The organism is Streptomyces sp. ISL-12, from assembly GCF_018614415.1.
Taxonomy (GTDB): Bacteria; Actinomycetota; Actinomycetes; order Streptomycetales; family Streptomycetaceae; genus Streptomyces.
The window spans coordinates 1-20,793 of the sequence record NZ_JAGGOO010000090.1; the positions used below are offsets into that span (position 1 = coordinate 1).

The 20,793-nt window shown below is 72.3% G+C and carries 14 protein-coding genes and 1 pseudogene; 5 read left to right on the forward strand and 10 right to left on the reverse strand.

From position 1 onward, the window contains the following. Positions 1-356: pseudogene (locus J7I94_RS24250) on the forward strand (TetR family transcriptional regulator); the annotation flags it as partial. Here the strand turns inward: J7I94_RS24250 and J7I94_RS24255 are convergent. Next, positions 343-906 (reverse strand): YceI family protein, encoded by a 564-nt coding sequence (locus tag J7I94_RS24255; RefSeq protein ID WP_215169983.1) that lies wholly within the window; start codon positions 904-906, stop codon positions 343-345. The pseudogene J7I94_RS24250 and the gene J7I94_RS24255 overlap by 14 nt on opposite strands. A 266-nt stretch (positions 907-1,172) precedes the next feature. Here J7I94_RS24255 and J7I94_RS24260 point away from each other — a divergent pair, with 266 nt between their 5' ends. The 4 genes from J7I94_RS24260 to J7I94_RS24275 all read left to right on the forward strand — a co-directional run bounded on the left by J7I94_RS24260 (position 1,173) and on the right by J7I94_RS24275 (position 6,384). Next, positions 1,173-2,039 (forward strand): SDR family oxidoreductase, encoded by an 867-nt coding sequence (locus J7I94_RS24260; RefSeq protein ID WP_215169985.1) that lies wholly within the window; start codon positions 1,173-1,175, stop codon positions 2,037-2,039. A gap of 48 nt (positions 2,040-2,087) precedes the next feature. Beyond that, on the forward strand, positions 2,088-4,433 hold the full coding sequence (locus J7I94_RS24265; RefSeq protein ID WP_215169993.1) for a polysaccharide lyase 8 family protein: 2,346 nt from the start codon (positions 2,088-2,090) through the stop codon (positions 4,431-4,433). 154 nt (positions 4,434-4,587) lie between these two features. Continuing rightward, entirely contained in the window at positions 4,588-6,171 is a 1,584-nt protein-coding gene (locus J7I94_RS24270) for an acyl-CoA carboxylase subunit beta (protein ID WP_215169996.1), read from the forward strand. A gap of 18 nt (positions 6,172-6,189) precedes the next feature. Next, a complete protein-coding gene (locus tag J7I94_RS24275; RefSeq protein WP_215169998.1) occupies positions 6,190-6,384 on the forward strand; it encodes an acyl-CoA carboxylase subunit epsilon in 195 nt (64 codons plus the stop codon). A gap of 60 nt (positions 6,385-6,444) precedes the next feature. Here J7I94_RS24275 and J7I94_RS24280 read toward each other — a convergent pair whose 3' ends face one another. From J7I94_RS24280 to J7I94_RS24320, 9 genes are all read right to left on the reverse strand, one after another. Continuing rightward, entirely contained in the window at positions 6,445-9,465 is a 3,021-nt protein-coding gene (locus J7I94_RS24280; protein ID WP_215170000.1) for an NACHT domain-containing NTPase, read from the reverse strand. A gap of 78 nt (positions 9,466-9,543) precedes the next feature. Then, positions 9,544-10,125, reverse strand: a complete 582-nt coding sequence (locus J7I94_RS24285; protein ID WP_009314218.1) for an ATP/GTP-binding protein — start codon at positions 10,123-10,125, stop codon at positions 9,544-9,546. Beyond that, the gene (locus J7I94_RS24290; RefSeq protein WP_215170003.1) at positions 10,106-10,675 is read right to left on the reverse strand and encodes a DUF742 domain-containing protein; all 570 of its coding nucleotides are present in this window, start codon (positions 10,673-10,675) and stop codon (positions 10,106-10,108) included. The genes J7I94_RS24285 and J7I94_RS24290 overlap by 20 nt, the downstream gene beginning before the upstream one ends. A 94-nt stretch (positions 10,676-10,769) precedes the next feature. After that, positions 10,770-11,183: a roadblock/LC7 domain-containing protein gene (locus J7I94_RS24295; protein ID WP_189419756.1), complete on the reverse strand. Its 414-nt coding sequence runs from the start codon at positions 11,181-11,183 to the stop codon at positions 10,770-10,772. A gap of 10 nt (positions 11,184-11,193) precedes the next feature. After that, entirely contained in the window at positions 11,194-14,454 is a 3,261-nt protein-coding gene (locus tag J7I94_RS24300; protein ID WP_215170005.1) for a nitrate- and nitrite sensing domain-containing protein, read from the reverse strand. A gap of 405 nt (positions 14,455-14,859) precedes the next feature. Next, the gene (locus J7I94_RS24305) at positions 14,860-15,435 is read right to left on the reverse strand and encodes an ATP/GTP-binding protein (protein ID WP_215170007.1); all 576 of its coding nucleotides are present in this window, start codon (positions 15,433-15,435) and stop codon (positions 14,860-14,862) included. Then, positions 15,416-15,814, reverse strand: a complete 399-nt coding sequence (locus tag J7I94_RS24310) for a DUF742 domain-containing protein (RefSeq protein ID WP_003973454.1) — start codon at positions 15,812-15,814, stop codon at positions 15,416-15,418. Before J7I94_RS24310 ends, J7I94_RS24305 begins: the two co-directional genes overlap by 20 nt. A 111-nt stretch (positions 15,815-15,925) precedes the next feature. Then, positions 15,926-16,339 (reverse strand): roadblock/LC7 domain-containing protein, encoded by a 414-nt coding sequence (locus tag J7I94_RS24315; protein ID WP_003993189.1) that lies wholly within the window; start codon positions 16,337-16,339, stop codon positions 15,926-15,928. 9 nt (positions 16,340-16,348) lie between these two features. After that, positions 16,349-20,581 (reverse strand): nitrate- and nitrite sensing domain-containing protein, encoded by a 4,233-nt coding sequence (locus tag J7I94_RS24320; protein ID WP_215170009.1) that lies wholly within the window; start codon positions 20,579-20,581, stop codon positions 16,349-16,351. Positions 20,582-20,793 lie beyond the last annotated feature (212 nt).

The window sequence follows — 20,793 nt, forward strand, 5'->3', positions numbered from 1 at the left end:
GAGGGGGTGAGGGGGGTGAGGGAGGCGCGGCGCGGGTGTTGGCCGTGTTCGATGCCTCGCGTGACTGGTCGGGGGCGTACGGCGCGAAGGGATGTGCCATGGTCAACGCCCATGCCGAGATCAGCGACCCGGCCCACCCGGCGTACCCGGTCATCGCGGCGCAGAAGGCGTGGATGCTGGAGCTGTTCACCCGGCTGGTGGGGGAGCTCGGCCCGGGGGAGGCGGACCGGGTGGGGCGGGTGCTGATGCTGCTGCACGAGGGCGCGCTGGTCGCGCACGGGCTGGGAGTGGTGCCGGACCCGTTCGGGGACGCCCGTGAACAGGCCCGGGAACTGGTCGGCGTCAGGCGTTCTTGATCGCCGAGATGTCGAAGACCAGCTTGATCTTGTCGGAGACCAGGACGCCGCCCGTTTCCAGCGCGGCGTTCCAGGTCAGGCCCCACTCCGAGCGTTTGATCTCGGCCTTGCCCTCGAAGCCGACCCGGTCGTTGCCGAACGGGTCCTTCGCGGTGCCGTTGTACTCCAGGTCGATGGTGAGCGGCTTGGTGGTGCCGAGGATCGTCAGGTCGCCGGTGACGCGGTAGTCGTCGCCGCCGAGGGACTCCGCCGACGTGGAGCGGAAGGTCATCGTCGGGTACTCGTCGGTCTTGAAGAAGTCGGCGCTCTTGAGGTGGCCGTCGCGGTCGGCGTTGCCGGTGTCGATGCTCTCCATCGTCACGTCGAGGGTGGCGGTGGACTTGGCGGGGTCGGAGCCGTCCAGGTGCAGCGTCCCGCTGAACTCGCGGAACTGGCCCTTGACGTTGGTGACCATCGCGTGGCGGGCCACGAAGCCGATCGTGGTGTGGGCCGGGTCCAGTGTGTAGTCACCGGTGAGGGCGGCGAGGTCGGAGTTCGCGGACGTGCTCATGGTGATCTCCTCTGGTCCTGAAGCTGGTTCGAAGCTCGTTCTTGAGTCTTCAATGAGATGGTGCGGTGGCGACCGTAGACCTGTTCAGTACAACGTTCAACATCATCCGCAAGGGTCGCGGAAATGGTGGGAACGTATTCCCTCGCCGTGCCGGGCCGCCACCCTTCTGGGCGTCCGGTAGGCCGCCTGGCGCACCGGCGGGCCCCTATGGGCGGACTCGGCGTGCCGGGCGCCGTCGGGCGGTGTGAGGGTGGCGGGAAGCCCAGATGTCGCCCGGGAGGCATCCCGTGACCCAGCCAGGACCGCCGTCCCTCCGTAAGCCCCTCGACGAGGAAATCGCGGAAGCGTTCGAGGAGGTGTCCCCGCGCGGCGGCCGTGACGCCGGCCGGGACCGTCCCGTCGCGCTCGTCACCGGTGCCTCGTCCGGCATCGGTGCCGCCACGGCCCGCCGGTTCGCCGCCGGCGGCTGGCGGCTGCTGCTCAGCGGGCGGGACCGGGAGCGGCTCGACGAGACCGCCGCTGCCACGTCCGGGGTCGCCCTTCCCGCCGACCTCACCGCCGCGGACGGGCCGCGGCTGCTCGCCGAGTCGGCGCTGGCGGCGGCCGGGCGTATCGACGTGCTGGTCGCGGGCGCGGGGATCGGATGGGCGGGATCGTTCACCGCCATGCCTCCTGCGGCCATCGACCAGGTGCTGGCCGTCAACCTCGGCGCCACGCTGCGGCTCGTCCACGAGGTGCTGCCCGCCATGGTGGCGGCGGGCCGGGGGCGGGTGGTGCTGGTCGGCTCGGTCGCCGGGAGCGTCGGCGTACGGCAGGAGGCGGTGTACTCCGCGAGCAAGGCGGGCGTCGCCGCGTTCGCGGAGGCGCTGCGGCAGGAGCTGCGGGGCACGGGGGTGGGGGTGACGCATGTCGTGCCGGGGCCGGTGGACACGCCGTTCTTCGAGCGGCGCGGTACGCCGTACCAGCGGCCCTGGCCCCGGCCCACCGCGCCCGCACGGGTGGCCGGCGCGGTCTGGGACGCGGTGCGGGACGGGCGTGACGACGTGCATGTGCCGGGCTGGCTCGCCGTCCCGGGGCGGGTGCGCGGGCTGGTGCCCGGTCTGTACCGCCGGCTGCTGCACCGCTTCGGCTGACGGGGGCGGGCGTGTTCTTCCCCGGTCGGCGCCGACGTGATAGACGGCATGAGCATGACGTCGTTGTCCGGCACTCCCCGCCGCACCGTCCTGCTCGCGGCCGTCCTCGCCACCGCCCTCGCTCCGGCGCTCACCACCCGCGCCCGCGCCGACGTGCGCGCCGGTGAGGACCCTTACGACACCCTCCGCCGACGCTGGCTCGACCTCTCCCTCGGCACCGGCTACGACCCCGCCGCCGAGCCGTACGCCTCCCGTCTCGCCCGGACCGGCGAGGCCGCCCGCGCGCACGGGGCGGCCATGGCGCCGACGCCCGCGTCCCTGTGGCCGGACCTCCCCTTCACCCCGTCCTCCGGCGTCACCGCCGGCTACGGCCGCCTGTGGACGATGACCCAGGCGTACGTCCAGCAGGGCACCGGCTCGACGGGGGACCCGGCACTCCTCGCCGGTGTCCTGCGCGGCCTCGACCACCTCTCCGCCACCGTCTACAACACCACCACCGCCCCCTACGGCAACTGGTGGGACTGGCAGATCGGCAGTCCCCGGCTGCTCACGGACATCGTGGCCGCTCTCCACGAACACCTCGGCGACGAGCGGACCGGCGCCGCCTGCGCGGCCGTGGACCACTTCATTCCGGACACGGCGCTCGGGGAGTACGCGGGCACCTCCACCGGCGCCAACCGTGTCGACCTGTGCCGTTCGGTCGCCCTGCGCGGTGTCCTCGGCCGCGCCCCGGAGAAGATCGCCCTCGCCCGCGACGCCCTCTCCCCGGTCTTCCCGTACGTCACGCGGGGCGACGGACTCCATGCCGACGGGTCGTTCGTGCAGCACACCTGGGTCGCGTACTCGGGGACGTACGGGCAGGTCATGCTCGACGGGCTCGGCCGGCTGTTCACGCTGCTGGCCGGGTCGGAGTGGGAGGTGCGCGATCCGGCGCGGCAGAACGTACTCGACAGCGTCGAGCATGCCTTCGCGCCGTGGATCCTGGACGGGCTGGTGATGGACTGTGTCAGCGGGCGGGCCATCAGCCGTGGGCTGTCCGGGGGCGGTGGGGGCGTGCTGCGCGGGGATCACTGTCACGGGCAGCAGCTGATCGCCGCGATGGCCGTCCTGGCGGGCGGGGCGAGCGCGGCGGAGCGGGAGCGCTGGCACCCGCGGATCAAGGGGTGGATCGAACGGGACGCCGTGTCGCCGGTGCTGACGGCCCCGCAGTTCGGCGTCGCCGATCTGGCGCGGCTGCGGGCCATCGCCGACGCGCCCGGGGCGGCGGCTCCCGAGCCCGTGGGGCACCGTCTGTTCGCGGCCATGGACCGCGCCGTCCACCGCCGTCCCGGCTTCACCGCCGCCCTGTCCATGGCCAGCGACCGCATCGCCCACTACGAGTGCGGCAACGGCGAGAACCCGCGCGGCTGGCACACCGGCGCCGGATGGCTCTCCTGGTGGCCGGCCGGGCGGCAGGGGGACCAGTACACCGACTGGTACTGGCCCACCGTCGACTGGTACCGCCTGCCCGGTACGACCGTCTCCACCAGGCGGCTGGCCGACCGGGCGGGCGGCGAATGGGGCGAGCCCAGGCCCGACGTGCGGTGGGTGGGCGGGACGACGGACGGGGAGTACGCGGTGGTCGGGCAGCATCTGAAGGGGCTCGGGTCGACGCTGGAGGCGCGGAAGTCCTGGTTCTTCGTCGACGACGCCGTGGTGTGTCTCGGGGCCGGGATCAGGTGCGCGGACGGGGCGCCGGTCGAGACGGTCGTCGACAACCGGAACCTGGGGGAGGGCGGTACCGCAGCCTTCACGCGTGGCCGGGACTGGGCGCACCTCGCCGGCCACGGCGGCTGGGTCGTCCTGCACGGCGGCGAGCTGCGCGCCCTGCGCGAGGACCGCACCGGCGCCTGGGCCGACATCAACAGCGCCGGCTCCCCCGAGCGCCGCACCCGGCGCTGGCAGACCCTCTGGCTGGACCACGGCACCGACCCGGCCGACGCGACGTACGCCTACGTCCTGCTCCCGGGGGCCGGGAGGGAAGCGGTCGTGGGCCGTGCCGCCGGCCGGCACTGGTTGTCGATCCTCGCCAACGACCCGGACCGGCAGGCGGTGGCCGTCCCCGCGCTGGGCCTGACGGCGGTCACCTTCTGGCGGGCGGGTACCGTGGGGCCGCTCACCGCGACCGCCGGGGCGAGCGTCCTGGTCCGCCGCCGGGGCCGTACCGCCACGCTCCACATCAGCGAACCACCCCGTACGGGCGAACCGCTGGAGATCACCTGGGACCACCCGGTGGGCCCGCCGGTCCGGGCCGACGAGACGGTCGAGATCCTGTCCACCGGCCGCCGGCTGCGCCTGCGCGTCACTCCGGGGACGGTATGCGCCACCCAGGAATGTGAGGTGTCTCTCAGGTGACACCTTTGTGCGACCCCTACAACGGGCGGGCCGCCTGAGCAGTCGAAACGGCTGCACGCCGTGATGGTTCTGTTCAGGTGCACCAGGAAAACCCGCCGGAGACTGTACGGAGTCGACGGCGTGCTTTCCTTGGTCGGCTTCGTAAGGTCACTACATGACCGTTTTGGATGAGGCGCCGGGTGAGCCGACGGACGCGCGCGGGCGGGTCGCCGAGCTGCACGAGATCCGTGCGCGGGCGCTGGCCGGACCGAGCGAGAAGGCCACGGCGGCGCAGCACGCCAAGGGCAAGCTGACCGCGCGGGAGCGGATCGAACTGCTGCTGGACCCCGGGTCCTTCCGGGAGGTCGAGCAGCTGCGCCGGCACCGGGCGACCGGGTTCGGCCTGGAGGCCAAGAAGCCGCACACCGACGGTGTGATCACCGGCTGGGGGACGGTCGAGGGCCGCACGGTCTTCGTCTACGCGCACGACTTCCGGATCTTCGGCGGGGCGCTCGGCGAGGCGCACGCCACCAAGATCCACAAGATCATGGACATGGCCATCGCGGCGGGAGCCCCGCTGGTCTCCCTGAACGACGGCGCGGGCGCCCGCATCCAGGAGGGTGTCAGCGCCCTCGCCGGCTACGGCGGCATCTTCCAGCGCAACACCAAGGCGAGCGGTGTCATCCCGCAGATCTCGGTGATGCTGGGCCCGTGCGCGGGCGGCGCGGCCTACAGCCCCGCCCTGACCGACTTCGTCTTCATGGTCCGCGAGACCTCGCAGATGTTCATCACCGGCCCGGACGTGGTCAAGGCGGTGACGGGTGAGGAGATCACCCAGAACGGGCTGGGCGGCGCCGACGTGCACGCCGAGACCAGCGGCGTCTGCCATTTCGCGTACGACGACGAGGAGACCTGCCTCGCCGAGGTCCGCTACCTGCTGTCGCTGCTGCCGCAGAACAACCGGGAGAACCCGCCGCGCACCGAGCCGGCGGACCCCGTCGACCGGCGTTCCGACGTCCTCCTCGACCTGGTGCCGGCCGACGGCAACCGCCCGTACGACATGGCCAAGGTCATCGAGGAGATCGTCGACGACGGCGACTACCTGGAGGTCCACGAGCGCTGGGCCCGCAACATCATCTGCGCGCTGGCCCGCCTCGACGGCCAGGTCGTCGGCATCGTCGCCAACCAGCCCCAGGTGCTGGCGGGCGTCCTGGACATCGAGGCCAGCGAAAAAGCTGCGCGCTTCGTCCAGATGTGTGACGCTTTCAATATCCCGATCGTCACCTTCCTGGACGTCCCCGGGTTCCTCCCGGGTGTCGACCAGGAGCACGGCGGGATCATCCGGCACGGAGCGAAGCTGCTCTACGCGTACTGCAACGCCACCGTGCCGCGGATCTCCCTGATCCTGCGCAAGGCGTACGGAGGTGCGTACATCGTCATGGACAGCCAGTCCATCGGTGCCGACCTGACCTACGCCTGGCCGACCAACGAGATCGCCGTGATGGGCGCGGAGGGCGCGGCAGGGGTCATCTTCCGGCGGCAGATCGCCGCGGCGGAGGACCCCGAGGCGATGCGGCAGAAGATGGTCAAGGAGTACAAGACCGAGCTGATGCACCCCTACTACGCGGCCGAACGCGGCCTGGTCGACGACGTCGTCGACCCGGCCGAGACCCGCGAGGTGCTCGTCAGCTCCCTGGCCATGCTCCAGACCAAGCACGCCGACCTGCCCTCCCGCAAGCACGGCAACCCCCCGCAGTGACCCCGAGGAGTCTGTCGTATGTCCATGCCTGACATCCGTGTCGAGAAGGGCCACGCCGGGCCCGAGGAAGTCGCCGCCATCACGGCCGTCCTGATGGCCCGCGCCGCGTCCCGCCCCGCCGAGGTCGCCCCGTCCCGGGGCGGCAGCGTCCGCGCGGGCTGGCGCCGCCTGGAGCGCGAGCCGGGCTTCCGGGCCCCGCACAGCTGGCGGTAGCGCTTCGACGACGGGCCGTGGCCCCGCACCCCTGCGAGGGGGGCGGGGCCACGGCCCGTCTCAGTTGACGGAGACCTTGACGCCGGGGAAGTCCAGGGCGCTTCGGTCGTCGGGCAGCACGCAGTCGTACAGCTTGAGCTGCTTGACCTTCGGCGGCGTGAAGTCCGGGGACGACAGCCAGGCGGCGATGTCGACGCCGTGGAGGGTCAGGGCCAGGCCGGGCAGTGACGTCACCGCGCTCAGGTTCCTGGGCAGGCAGATCATGTCGGTCACCACTTGGAGGTGCGTCAGGTGGGGGCAGTCGGCGAGAACGGCGAAGTCCGTGGTTTCGGGGACATCCCACAGGGAGAGAAGCCCGAGTTCGGGCCCGAGGCGCAATCCGTCGAGGGAGGACACGCCCCGGAGACCGAGGTGCAACAGCCTCAGGTGCTCGAGCTCGGCGAACACGCCAAGGTGGTGCATCGTCACGTCGCCGTGCAGCGCCAGGTACTTGAGTCCCGGCAGACGCCGCAGCACCCGCAGGTCGACTTCGCCGCGCAACTGGTACAGCTGCAGGTCGACCAGGGACGGTACTTCGCCCACAGTTGCGAACCGGGTGAAGGGGTACACGATGGCCAGCCCGGTCACCGATGCCAGCCCGGTGACGGCTTGCCACTGGGCGGAATGGGTGAGTCTGAGGGTGCGGCCGCCGAGCGGCAGCTGTGACAGCACTCGATCGGCGTAGACGGCCGCGTCGAAGTAGCTCCACGCCTCGGTGAGCGCGCCGACCACGCGGTACCGGTCGTCCCCCGTGTATCCCTCCAGCACCGTCAGCGCTTCCTCGCCGCCGATCAGCGCGGCGGTTTCCACGGTGTACGCCGCCGCCTTCTCCGTCAGCCCCGCCCCCGACCGCGGCAGCCACCGCAGCAGGCTCGGGCCCACCGCCGCCAGCGCGGCCGGGTCGGTCGCCCGGCGGGCGGGGAGCAGGGCGGCCACCGCCGCGTCCAGCCGTGCGGCCAGCTTCTCGGGTACCTCCGGCAGCGTCTCCTGGCACGCCGCCGCCACCAGCCGCAGCGTCCGCGCGTTGCGGGGTTCGGTCTCCGCCCGGTCCAGGATGCCGCCGAGCAGCTCCTCCCGCTGGCGGGCGTTGGCGTGGCCCGCCGCCATGATGACCGTCTCCCGCCACAGGTCCAGGTGGGCCCGCCCGACCAGGTTGCCCATCCGGTCCTCCTCGGCGGCCTCCGCCGCCGCCAGGTACTCCTGGAAGGTCCGGTGTACGAAGTCCAGCCGTCCCTGCGCGGGGGAGCGCAGCAGCCCGGAGCGGTCCCGCAGCTGCCGCAGCACATGCTCCCCGTCCAGCGGGTCGAGATGCCGCATCGCCCTGAGCTTCGCCCCGACGTGCACCGCCGCCTGCTCCAGGGCGATCTCGCTGCGGTTGTTGTCCGACAGCCGCCAGGCCAGATCGCGCAGGAGGATCAGCTTGTCGCCGAGGCTCAGCGGGCTGTCCATCGCGCTCGGCACGTTCCGGTCCGCGTCCCGGTCGTGGACCAGGGTGTGCAGCGCGCTGCGGTACAGCTCCATCCGGTCCCGCGGAAGGTGCCGCCCCCGGTTGAGGTGCATCGCGCACACCATCGCCGCCAGCAGCGGAGTCCCCGCCAGCGACTGCAGGTGCGCCCGGTCCTTCAGGCTCGCCAGCAGCGACTGCTCGTACTGCGGGAGGTCCTCCACCGGGCACGGCAGCTCCTCGCCCAGTTCCCGCACCGCCTGGTGCCACTGGCGTACGAACGCCGCCAGGTCCGGCGGGGTCATCCGGTCCAGGTGCAGCGCGGTGAAGTCCTCGCGCCGCAGCCAGTCCGCGCCGGCCGCGGCGGGCCGGGAGGTGACGACGACCCGTACGCCGGGATACGCCGACAGCAGCCGGCGCAGCCAGTCCCGTACCGCCCGCCGCTCCCGGTCGAGCAGCTCGTCCACCCCGTCGATCAGCAGCAGCGCCCGGCCGCTGTCGAGCTGCCGTTCCACCCAGCCCCGGGGCATGATGCCGGTGAGCGGCGCCGCCACCCCGTCGAGCATCGCCTCCGGCGCGGGCGGCGTGCGGCCGCTGTACTCGCGCAGCTTGACGAGGACCGGGGTGAGCCCGTTCCACTCCGCCAGTTCGCCGGTGAAGGCGCCGCGCGCCGCCATGACGGCCAGCCAGCGCAGCAGGGTCGTCTTGCCGGAGCCGGCCTCGCCGCGCAGCAGGACCCGGGCCGAGCCGCGGAGCGCGGCCTCCACCCGCATGCCGGAGCCCTCGCCGCCCGCCGCCTCCTCCCAGTCGCTCATGTCGGCCCGCAGCCGGGGCAGTGAGCGGGCGGTGCGCCGCCACGCGGTGTCGTCGCCGGTGGCCCGCAGGCTGACGTACGCCACCGACAGCCGGACCTGCGCCGCCGCGCGGTCGGAGGCGCGGCGGAACAGCTCGACCTCGTCGAGACTCTCGCTGACCAGCTCCAGGTACCGGCGCCGGAACGCGGTGTCCTGGTCCGTGCCCTCCGGGGCGAACAGGGTCCGGTCCGGGAGCCGTTCGAGGATGCGGGCCACCTCGCCGCCCAGCGTGGACGTCCGCACCAGCAGCTCGGCCGCCGCGCGTTCCTCGAAGACCGGCAGGCTGCGCACGATCCGGACGTAGTACTCCACGCACTCGGTGAAGAGCCGCGCGTACAGGCTGCCCTCCGCCTCGCCGAGCCCCACCGGAGCGCGCACCGTCCCGGTGATCCGCCGGATCAGCTCGGCGGGCTGGGCGTCGGCGGCCAGCAGCGCCTCGTCCGAGAGGTCGGCCGCCGCGAACGTGTCGCAGACCGCGTCGATCACCGCCCGGCGCCCTGACTCCTCCAGCCCCCTGAACTCGTGCTCCAGGAACGGTTCCAGCCGGTCGAACACCGCGTCGGCGATCTGCTCGAACTGCCGCTTCACACTGCGCGAGAACTTCACCCCGGGCACCCGCACCCGGGCCAGTTCCTCGATCGTCAGGTGACGTTCCTGCTCACGCGCCTTCCCCCCGAGCCATATCCGTGCCGCCGTGCTCGCCACGGTCGTCCCCAGCCGCAGCGCGGCCGCCTCTGCGCTCATCCCCGCCCCCCGGTACAACGATGTACGGCCCCCATCCCTCCCACAGGAGGAACGAGGGCCGCAAGCGATTCGTGCCGATTACCGCAGCCGCGCCATCAGCGCGTGCTCGACCAGCGTGATCAGCGCCGACTTCGCGTCCGCGCGATGCCGTGCGTCCGTCGTGATGATCGGGGTGTCCGGCCCGATCTGGAGGGCTTCCCGGACCTCGTCCGGGTTGTACGGCTGCTGCCCGTCGAAGCCGTTCAGCGCGATCACGAAAGGGAGGCCGCTGTTCTCGAAGTAGTCGACCGCCGGGAAGCAGTCCGCGAGACGGCGCGTGTCGACCAGCACGATCGCGCCGATGGCGCCGCGCACCAGGTCGTCCCACATGAACCAGAACCGGTCCTGGCCGGGCGTACCGAAGAGGTACAGGATCAGGTCCTGGTCGAGGGTGATGCGGCCGAAGTCCATGGCGACCGTGGTGGTCGTCTTGTCGCCGGTGTGGGTGAGGTCGTCGATGCCCGCTGACGCGGATGTCATCACGGCCTCGGTGCGCAGCGGGTTGATCTCCGAGACGGCGCCGACGAACGTGGTCTTACCCACGCCGAAACCGCCGGCCACCACGATCTTCGCGGACGTGGTGGAGCGGGAAGGCCCTCCGCTAGAGCTTGCGAAGTCCACTGAGCACCCTTTCGAGCAGTGTCACGTCTGGCTGGCCGCCGGCGTTGTCGTCGCCGCCGGGCTGATGGATGGCGACCAGGCCCGCCTCCGCCAAGTCGGCGACGAGAATCCTGGCCACGCCGAGAGGGATGGTCAGCAGGGCCGAGATCTCGGCCACCGACTTGATCTCCCGGCAGAGTTGGCAGATCCGCTGATGCTCGGGCAACTGGCCCTGCATCTGGTGCGGCTGCGCGGTGGTGTGCACCAGCGCCTCGATGGCGAGCTGGTACCGCGGGCGGGTCCGGCCGCCGGTCATGGCGTACGGACGCACCAGGGGGTTGTTCGACGCCCCGGCGGGCGCGGGCTCAGGGGTGCGGCGCTGCGGCTGCACGGGCTGGATGCGCGGGGCCTGCGGCTGGTCGTACGGCGAAGGGCCGGGGCCCTGCGGCGCGTACGGCTGCTGGTGGCTGGGCGCGGAGGGGAAGCCGTACGGGTGCGCACCGTCGCCGTGGCCCTGTGCGGGGCCGTACGACCAGTTGCCCGAAGACGGACTGCCTGGGGGTGTTGCCACTTTCTCCTCCTCCGACTGTGCCTGGCACCCATCACTGTGGAGCCGCGTCCCGAAACCTTACGGCCACGGGACGCCAAAACGCACCGTCTGCCCGTTAGTTGAGAAGGCTCCCCTGAAGCTCGGCGCGCAGGTCCGGCGTCAGGACCGTACCGGCTCGGTCGACGAGAAGGGCCATCTCGTACCCAATGAGACCGATGTCCGCTTCCGGGTGTGCGAGAACCGCGAGGGAGGAACCGTCGGAGATGGACATGATGAAGAGGAATCCCCGCTCCATCTCCACAACCGTCTGGTTCACATGGCCGCCCTCGAAGATGCGCGAGGCACCCGCGGTCAGCGAGGTCAGACCGGAGGCGACGGCCGCGAGCTGGTCGGCGCGGTCGCGCGGGAAACCTTCGGACATCGCCAGAAGGAGTCCGTCGGCGGAGACCACCACCGTGTGGGACACCCCCGGGGTGTTGTCCACGAAGTTGGTGATCAACCAGTTCAGGTTCTGTGCCGCCTGGCTCATCGGGCTCACACTAACGCTCCTGGTCGTAGGTGCTGTCAGGACCACTGTGGTGAGACCCAGTGGCCTGGCCGTTGTTCGTTTCACTGCCCGCGCTGCGGCCTCGTTCGACACCGCGGCGCAGGTTGCTCAGCCTGCCCCGGACATCCTCCGGGGCACGGGAGACCTGGGGGCCTCCCTGGGGGGTGCTCTCAGCGGCGCCCTCGACCAGGTTGGCCTTGGGTACCCGCCGGGGCAGACCGGAGGAGGTCACTCCGCCCGCCTTCGGCTTCTTCAGCTGGGAAGCCTGCTGCCAGCGCTCGTCGTTGGCCGACCGCCAGGAGCCCTCGCCGCTGTCCCCGCCGTTGCCCTCCGGAGTGGGCTCCGGAGCTGCTCGGTGCGCGCCGCCCGCGGCGGCACCGCGGCGCGGGAGCCCGGCGTCGGTCAGGTCGTGGACGGCGGACGGGGCCGGTCCCGGACGCTCGAAGCCTACGCGCTCGGATTCGCCCGCGTCAGCGGCCTGCGCGGCCTGCGCGGCCTGCGCGGCCTGCGCGGCCTGCGCGGCCTGCGCGGCCTGCGCGGCGGCCGTGTCCGCAGGGTACTGGGCCGGGTAGCCGTTCTGGTAGCCGTCCTGCCGAGGCCAGTCGTCCTGGGCCCCGCCGCCCGGCACGGGACGCTCCGGCAGACCGGCCTCGGTGTACCCGTTCTGCGGGTAGCCGCCGTCGCCGGCGGGGGAGTAGGCGTCGCCCTGCGGCAGGCCGCCGTTCGGCGCGTAGTACTGCTCGTCGTACGCCTGCTGCCCGGGTGCCTCGTACGCGGCCTGCTCCTGGCCGGGGTACGGCGCCTGCTGGTCGTACCCCTGGCCGTACCCCTGGCCGTAGCCCTGGCCGTAGCCGGACTGGCCGGCGAACGGGTCCTGGTACGGGGCCGCCTGGCCGTCGGCGGCCGGGTCCTCCGTGCCGGGCGGGGTCTGGGACTCCAGCGCGGCGCGGCGCTCCTCGCGCATCAGGGAGCGGCCGACCGGGTCCAGCTCGCGGATGTCGTCGGGGACCTCCGCGTACCGGGTGTCGTCGAAGCCAAGCTCAGCGGCGGTGCGCAGGGGCGGCTGCTGGGCGAAGTTCTCGCCCTGGAACTGCTGCTCGGGGATGATCTGCGAGACGGTGAAGTCGTCGCGCCGCACCGGGCTCTCGCCGCCGCCGCCGTGCGTGATGGCGTCCGGGAGCATGACCAGCGAGGTGGTGCCGGCCTGCTCGCCGGAGGGGCGCAGCTGGACCCGGATGCCGTGCCGGTCGGAGAGCCGGCCGACCACGAACAGGCCCATGCGCTGCGAGATCGCGGCGTCCACGGTGGGCGGGTTGGCCAGCTTGTGGTTGATGTCCGCGAAGTCCTCGGCGGTCAGGCCGATGCCCTTGTCGTGGATCTCGACCATCACGCGGCCGTCGGGCAGCCGGGTCGCGGTGACGCGGACCTTGGTCTGCGGGGAGGAGAACGTGGTGGCGTTCTCGAGCAGCTCGGCGAGCAGGTGCACGAGGTCGGTGACGGCGCGGCCGTGGATCTCGGCCTCCGGTACGCCGGACAGCTCGATGCGCTCGTACTGCTCCACCTCGGAGGAGGCGGCGCGCAGCACGTCGACCAGCGGGACCGGCTGGTCCCAGCGGCGGCCGGGCTCCTCGCCGGCGAGGACCAGGAGGTTCTCGCCGTTGCGGCGCATGCGGGTGGCCAGGTGGTCCAGGCGGAAGAGGCTCTCCAGCTGGTCCGGGTCGGCCTCGTTGTTCTCCAGGTCGGTGATCAGGGCCAGCTGGCCCTCGATCAGCGACTGGTTGCGGCGCGAGAGGTTGGTGAAGATCGCGTTGATGTTGCCCCGCAGCAGGGCCTGCTCGGAGGCGAGCCGGACCGCCTCGCGGTGCACCTGGTCGAAGGCGCGGGCGACCTCGCCGATCTCGTCGGTGGTGGTGATCGGGATCGGGCTGACCCGGGTGTCGACCCGGCCGGGGTCGGTGCGGGAGAGCTGGTCGACCAGGCTCGGCAGCCGCTGCTCGGCGACGCCGAACGCGGCGTTGCGCAGCTGCCGCATGTTGCGGCTCATCTGGCGGGCGACCATGCCGGCCAGGATGAACGCGGCGAGCAGCGCGATGACCACGGCGGCGCCGGTGACGTAGGTGTCCCGCGCGGCGTCGTCGGCTATCGCGGACGCCTCGCTCACGGCCTTGTCTGCCATGTCCGACTCGATCGCGCGGTAGGCGTCGAACTTCAGGGTGGTGACCGCCCACCAGTTGGCCGGCGTGATGCCCTGCTGGGCCAGGGACGCCCGGGCGCTGGTGTCGGTGGAGGACAGCTGGGCCAGCTCGGAGACCATCGTGGTCGGGTTGGCCGGCGGTGCCACGTAGTCGGGGTCCCCGGCCGCGGCCTCCTTGGCCAGGGCCGCGCCGTCCGTCTTGATCTTCGCCTCGGCGTCTTCCAGCTTCTTGGCGTCCGCCTCGGTGCCGCCGCCGAGGTACTCCTCGACGGCTATGCCCTCCAGGTAGGCGTACGAGGAGAGGGCGACGCGCTGGCTGGCCAGGTGGCTGGGCTCAGGGCCCGGCTTGGTCAGCATGTGCATGCCGATGGAGCGTTCCAGCGAGAGGGACGCCTTCGTCAGGCCGATCGCGTAGACGGCCCGGCCGTAGGAGGTGATGTTGCCGGTGCCCAGCCCGAGTTCGTTGGCGAACGACATCAGCGGGTGGGCGATCTGGACGTACCCCTCCTCGGTCTCCACGCCCTTGAGCGCGGAGGTGTAGGCGGCGGTACGCAGCGTCGGGAGGTTGGGTTCCACCTCCCGGAACTGTTGCAGCCGGCGTTCCAGGCCGTCCTTGGCGGGCATGTTCCGGGCCGCCTCGTCGAAGGCGTCGGCGGCCCGGTCGGTGGCCTTGCGCGCCTTGACGACGCTCTCGTCGTCGTCCTTGCCCTGGAGCAGCGGGGCGGCGGAGATGTCCCGCTCGTTGTAGAGGGCGTCGGCGTAGGTGAGGGACGCCCGCACCAGCTTGGCGGTGGACTCGGCGTCCTCGGCGTCCTGCCAGGTGTCCAGGGAGCCCTTCACCTGGAAGCCGCCCATGACGAGGCCGACCAGTACGGGTATGAGCAGGATCGCGTTGAGGCGCGTGCGCACCCGCCAGTTGCGCGGCGACAGACGCCCGCCGCTGGGCTCGGGGGCGGCCTTGGACTGCGGACCGGGCACGGGAGCGGGCGCCGCTGCACGCGGCGGCGGGGTGAAGTTGCCCCGGGCCGACGGCTCGGGACTGTTCTTGCTTCGCCTCACTCGACCAACAACCTCTCGGCGGTCGGCACCTGTGTCGTGCCGCAGTGTCTCAGAGCCCAGGACGTCACCTACTCATCACGTACGTATTACTGATGAGTATGTCTTTGACCACCGGGCAGTTCTGGCATTCCAGCACGGCGACCAGCGCTCTTCCAAACACTGTGACGAGAGGATTACATGTGATGTAAGCCCCAGATAAAACGGTCATAAAGAGCGAGGGGCGTCAAATGACGGGCCGATCGTGCGCACAGCGGCACCAAATGTGCGCGACGCGTGGCGGCACCACCCGATTCCTCTGCCGAAACGTTATGAACACCGGAGCCGGCCGTGTCCAAGGACACAGCCGGCTTCCCGGTGCCCACGGCAACTTCCGTGTGCCGTTGTCTACTTGTGTCTGCTTGATCGCTACCGCAGCCGTGCCATCAGCGCGTGCTCGACCAGCGTGATCAGCGCGCTCTTGGCGTCGGCCCGGTGGCGGGCGTCGGTGGTGATGATCGGGGTGTCCGGCCCGATCTGCAGCGCCTCGCGGACCTCGTCCGGGTTGTACGGCTGCTGCCCGTCGAAGCCGTTGAGCGCCACGACGAAGGGAAGGCCGCTGTTCTCGAAGTAGTCGACCGCCGGGAAGCAGTCCGCGAGACGGCGCGTGTCGACCAGCACGACCGCGCCGATGGCGCCGCGCACCAGGTCGTCCCACATGAACCAGAACCGGTCCTGGCCCGGCGTACCGAAGAGGTACAGGATCAGGTCCTGGTCCAGGGTGATGCGGCCGAAGTCCATGGCGACCGTGGTGGTCGTCTTGTCCCCGGTGTGGGTCAGGTCGTCGATGCCCGCCGACGCGGACGTCATGACGGCCTCGGTGCGCAGCGGGTTGATCTCCGAGACGGCGCCGACGAACGTGGTCTTGCCCACGCCGAAACCGCCGGCCACCACGATCTTGGCGGAGGTCGTCGCCCGACCCCCGTCAGAGCTTGCGAAGTCCACTGAGCACCCTTTCGAGCAGTGTCACGTCCGGCGCACCGCCGTTGTTCTCGTCGCCGCCCGGCTGGTGGATGGCGACCAGGCCCGCCTCCGCCAGGTCCGCGACCAGGATCCTGGCCACCCCCAGCGGCATGGCGAGCAGGGCCGAGACCTCGGCCACCGACTTCACCTCGCGGCACAGGTGGCAGATGCGCTGGTGCTCGGGGAGCAGCCCCATCAGCGCTGCCGGGTCGGCCGTGGTGCTGATCAGCGCCTCGATGGCGAGCTGATAGCGGGGCCGGGTCCGGCCGCCGGTCATCGCGTAAGGACGTACCAGCGGCTGGTCGCCCTCGTCCTCGTACGGTTCCGCGTACGGATCATGAGAGGCGGTGGGCGGGGTCATGGGTCCTCCGGGCGGGGCGGCATGTCGGTAAGTCAAGCCGTCTGATGTGGCCGGTGGGGGGTTTGTGGCGGCCGGACGGTGATTTGGTGAGACGGGTGGTGCCGGGGCCGATCAGTGGAGCAGACTTCCTTGCAGTTCGGCGCGCAGGTCGGGGGTGAGTACGGCGCCCGCGCGGTCGACGAGCAGCGCCATCTCGTAGCCGACGAGGCCGATGTCGCACTCCGGGTGGGCCAGAACGGCCAGGGACGAGCCGTCCGAGACGGACATCAGGAAGAGGAACCCGCGTTCCATCTCCACCACCGTCTGTGCCACGCTGCCGCCCTCGAAGATCCGGGACGCCCCGGCCGTGAGCGAGGTCAGCCCCGAGGCGACGGCCGCGAGCTGGTCGGCGCGGTCGCGCGGGAAGCCCTCGGACATCGCCAGAAGGAGTCCGTCGGCGGACACGACGACGGTGTGGGACACCCCGGGGGTGTTGTCCACGAAATTCGTGATCAACCAGTTGAGGTTCTGTGCCGCCTGGCTCATCGGGCTCAACTAACGCTCCTGCTGGTGAGTGGGCCTCGGGAAGTTGCCGGTCTGGCCGCTTCCCGCCTGACGGCCCTGTGCGATACCCCGACGGAGATTGGTCAGCCGGCCGCGTACCTCGTCGGGTGCGCGCGAGACCTGCGGACCGCTCTGGTGGGACTGCTGCTGAGCCGTGCCCGGTACGAGGTTCGCACGGGGCACCCGGCGCGGCAGGCCGGAGGTGGTGATACCGCCCGCGGCCGGCTGCCGGACACGCTCGGCCTGCCGGACGAGTTCGTCGTTGGGCGAGCTGCGCCAGGAAGAGGCGGCGGGACGCTGGGGTGCGGCGGGCTGTGCCGCCTCGGGGGTCTGCTGCTCGGGGGCCTGCGGCGCGTCGCCGCCGGCCTGCCGCTCGCGCCGTTCGCCGCGGAACCAGTTGGTCTCCAGCGTGTCGAACAGCGGCGTACGGCCGTCACCGGGGCCGGTGGCCGGGGGCAGCGCCTCGGGCTCCTGCCGCACGGGCCGCTGCGGACGCTGCAGATGGGTCCCGCCGAAGCCGTCCCCGCGACCCGCCGACGGCCGCTCGAACTGGCCGGTGACGGCCGGGTCCTGCGGGGCGTACGGGTCCGCGGGGGCCGGGTCCTGCCGGCTGTACGGGTCCTGCCGGTCGTACGGGTCCTGCCGGTCGTACGAGTCCTGGCGGTCGTACGGGGCACCGGGCGCCGGGTCCGGCCGGTCGAACTGGCCGGTGGCCGCCGGGTCACGGGGCTCGAAGCCCTGCGACCCGAACGCGTCCTCGCGGGCCGGGGCCGGCCGCTCGAACTGGCCGGTGGCGGCCGGGTCCTGGCGGTCGTACTGCCCGGCCGGCGCCGGAGCCTGCCGGTCGAACTGGCCGGTGGTGGAGGCGTCCTGGCGGCCGTACTGGCCGGTCGCCGACGCGTCCTGCCGGTCGTACCCGCCGGTGCCGTTCAGGTTCTGGCGGTCGAACTGGCCGGTGGCGGCCGGGTCCTGGTGGCCCGGGAGGCCGTGCCGCCCCGTGGCCGAGCCGTCGTCGTAGGCCTGCGGGGCGCCGAACCGGTCCTGGTCGGCCGGGCCGCCCGCGCCGTTCGGTCCGGCGGGTGTGCCGAAGACGTCGGAGCGGACGAACGGGCCGTTGTCCCGCGTCCCGTCCTGGCCGCCGCCCTGCGGTCCGTGACCGCCGGGGCGGCCGAACGGGTCGGCGGGTGCCGGAGCGTTCCGTTCCGGCGCGGCGTACTGGCCGGTGTGCCGGGAGTCGGCGGTGCCCGGCGCGGGCGCGTCGAAGTCCGGGCGGGCGAACTCGGCCGTGGCGGCGGGCCCGTCCTGCTCGCCGGAGCGGCCGATCACCGGCATCTCGGCGGTCGCCGCCGGCCCCTGCCGGTCGTCGATCCGCGGGACGGGCGCGGTGCGGGCGACGTCCGGCTCCTCGTGGCCGCGCGGGGCGTCCAGCGCGGCGCGGTCCACGGACGGCTGCGTGTTCTCGTCGCTCCAGCTGGGCACGCGGGGCTGCGGGTTGCCGCCGGGCAGCTCGGCCCGCGGGCCGCCGCGCGGCGGCAGCTGCGGACGCCGGCCTCGCTCGGATGCGTCGGGGGTGCCGGGGGTGCCGCCCTTGCGCCGGCTCCGCTGCGGTGCGGCGGGCGCGGCGTTGCCGAAGGCGTCCTGGCCCTGCTGCGGCTGCGGCGCGTTCAGACCCGCGGCCTGCAGGCCCTGCGGGGCGCCCGGCGCCTGACCGGCACCCGCGCCCGCCGGAGCCGGACGGTTCTGCGGAGCCTGCGGGGACTGCGGTGCCGCCGGGGACTGCGGGCCGCGCGCGCCGCCCGGCTGTCCGCCGTCCCGGCCGGGCAGCGCGGCGCGCGGCCCCTGACCGGCCGCGAGCCGGGGACCGCCCGGGGCACCCGCGCCGAGCGCGCCGCCCTGGCCGCCGCCCGCCCGCCGGGCCGCCGCGGCACCGGCCGCGGCCTGCGCGGCGGCGGGACCGCCGACACCGGGCTGACCGGGCTTGCCCTGCGGCTTGCGACCGCCCTGGGCGACATCGACGGGCAGCATGACCAGCGCGGTCGTACCACCGGAGTCGGACGGGCGCAGCTGGATGCGGATGCCGTGGCGCTGCGACAGGCGGCCGACCACGAACAGACCCATGCGGCGGGAGACGGAGACGTCCACGGTGGGCGGCGAGGCCAGCCGCTCGTTGATCGCGGCGAGGTCCTCGGGGGAGAGGCCGATGCCGGTGTCGTGGATCTCGATCAGCACCCGCCCGTCGGGCAGCGCGTGACCGGTGACCTTGACCTTGGTCTGCGGCGAGGAGAACGACGTCGCGTTCTCCAGCAGCTCGGCGAGCAGGTGCACGAGGTCGTTGACGACCCGGCCGGCCACCTCGGTGGTCGGCACGGAGGCCAGCTCGATGCGCTCGTACTGCTCCACCTCGGAGGCGGCGGCACGGAGCACGTCGACCAGCGGCACCGGACGGGTCCAGCGGCGGCCCGGCTCCTCACCGGCGAGGACGAGGAGGTTCTCACCGTTACGGCGCATGCGCGTGGCGAGGTGGTCGAGCTTGAACAGCGAGGACAGCTGGTCCGGGTCGGCCTCGCGGGACTCCAGTTCGGAGATGAGCGACAGCTGACGCTGGATGAGGCCCTGGGAGCGGCGCGAGAGGTTGGTGAACATCGCGTTGACGTTGCCCCGCAGCAGGGCCTGCTCGGCGGCGAGCCGGACCGCCTCGCGGTGCACGTCGTCGAAGGCCGCGGCCACCTTGCCGATCTCGTCCCGGGAGTGCACGCCGACCGACTCCACGGAGGTGTCGACGTCCTGCGGGTCGGACTCGGAGAGCTGCTTGACCAGCTCGGGCAGCCGGTCGGAGGCGACCTTGGTCGCGGTCTCCTCCAGGCGGCGCAGCGAACGGATCATGGAGCGGGCCACGACGAACGCGCCGACCAGCGAGACACCGAGCACGATCAGGATCAGCGCGCCGGAGAGGATCGCCTCGCGCTCCGACTCGCTGCGCAGCGCACGCGCCTGCTGCTCCATGTCCTCCAGCAGCGTGTGCTCGATGTTCGTCATCTGCTGGATCTTGGTGGAGCTGCTGTCCAGCCAGTCCTGGTAGGACTGCTTCTCCATCTCCTCGATGGCGCCCTGGTTGGCGAGGACCCGGCCGGCGTACTTGTCCGCCGCCTCGATCGTCGCGTTGCCCTCCTCGATGGGCTGGAGGAGCTCGGTGGAGCCGCTGCCGTAGATGCTGGCGAAACTGCGCAGGTCGTACTCCTGGCTGTCCAGGGCCGCCTCGGCGTACAGCCGGTCGTTCTCGGAGAGGCTGCCGGACGCGTCGTTGCTCGCGGGCAGCGCCGCCGCGATGACGGCCCGCTGCACCGAGGCGTACTCCTTGGCGGACGAGAACGCCGACAGCGCGCGGGTGCGCTGGATCATCTCCGGGTTGCTGGTCGCCTCGGCCATGTCCTGGGAGAGGTCCAGGAGGTGGGTGATCAGGCGGTGGTAGGCGTCGACGGTCTGCGTCGAGTTGCGGGGGTCCTCGTAGGCCGAGTTGCGGATCTTGCTGAGGCCGTTGAGCTCGCTGGCGAGACCGACGACGGTGTCGCGCACGCCCTGGAGGTTGCCGTCCTTGCTGGCGGCGTCGATGTCCTCGGAGCCGTCGATGAAGTTGGCCAGGGCACGGTCGGTCTTCTCCCGGTCGCCCTTCACCGCGGACGCGCTGGAGGAGGAGTTGTGCGCCAGCGGACCCGCCGACTTGTCCCGCTCCTCCTGGAGCGCGGCGGCCAGCTCGGTGGCCCGCGCGGTCATCTCCGTCAGCAGCTTCATGTTGTCGAGCTGCTGGATGTTGTCCATGGAGTCGCTGATGCGCAGGGCACCCAGCGAGGTCGCCGCGACGACCGGGAGCGCCAGCAGGGACACCAGACGGGTGGAGATACGCCAGTTGCGCAGGGCTATTCGGGAGCCGGGACCGCTCGGGCCCTTCGCCGGCTTCGCCGCCGACGCCTGGCTCTCCGCACCGGACACACCGGACGCACCGGACGCGCCGCCGGGCCCGCCGGAGGCACCGGGCGTGCCGGGGGTCCCCGCGGGGCCGCCCCGTCCGGAGCGTTCGCCGCCGGGGCCGGAGGCGGCCGGGCCCGAGGCACCCTTGTGGGCGTGCTGGGCGTGCTGGGGAGAGGAGCTGCCTGTCATGGGGCCAGTCCCACCCTGCGCCTGCGGCTCCGCCGAAGCGCTGCCATCCCTCTTGAAACGTCCCTGCACTAGCGTCGCAACCTCTGGACCAGGCACCCCTCCGCGTGAACGGCGAGGCACGGTGTCGGCGTGTCGGGGGCGCCCTGAATACGCCCCCTGATGGTCGTGAGTAACCGGCGCCGGTTCCCCCTCTTGCCGCCACTCGGCGCTTCGGTGCGCCCCCCGTGTGCCGGCTCGATCCTGCGGCGGTCCGTGAGATTCCAGCACAGTGCAGGATCTCC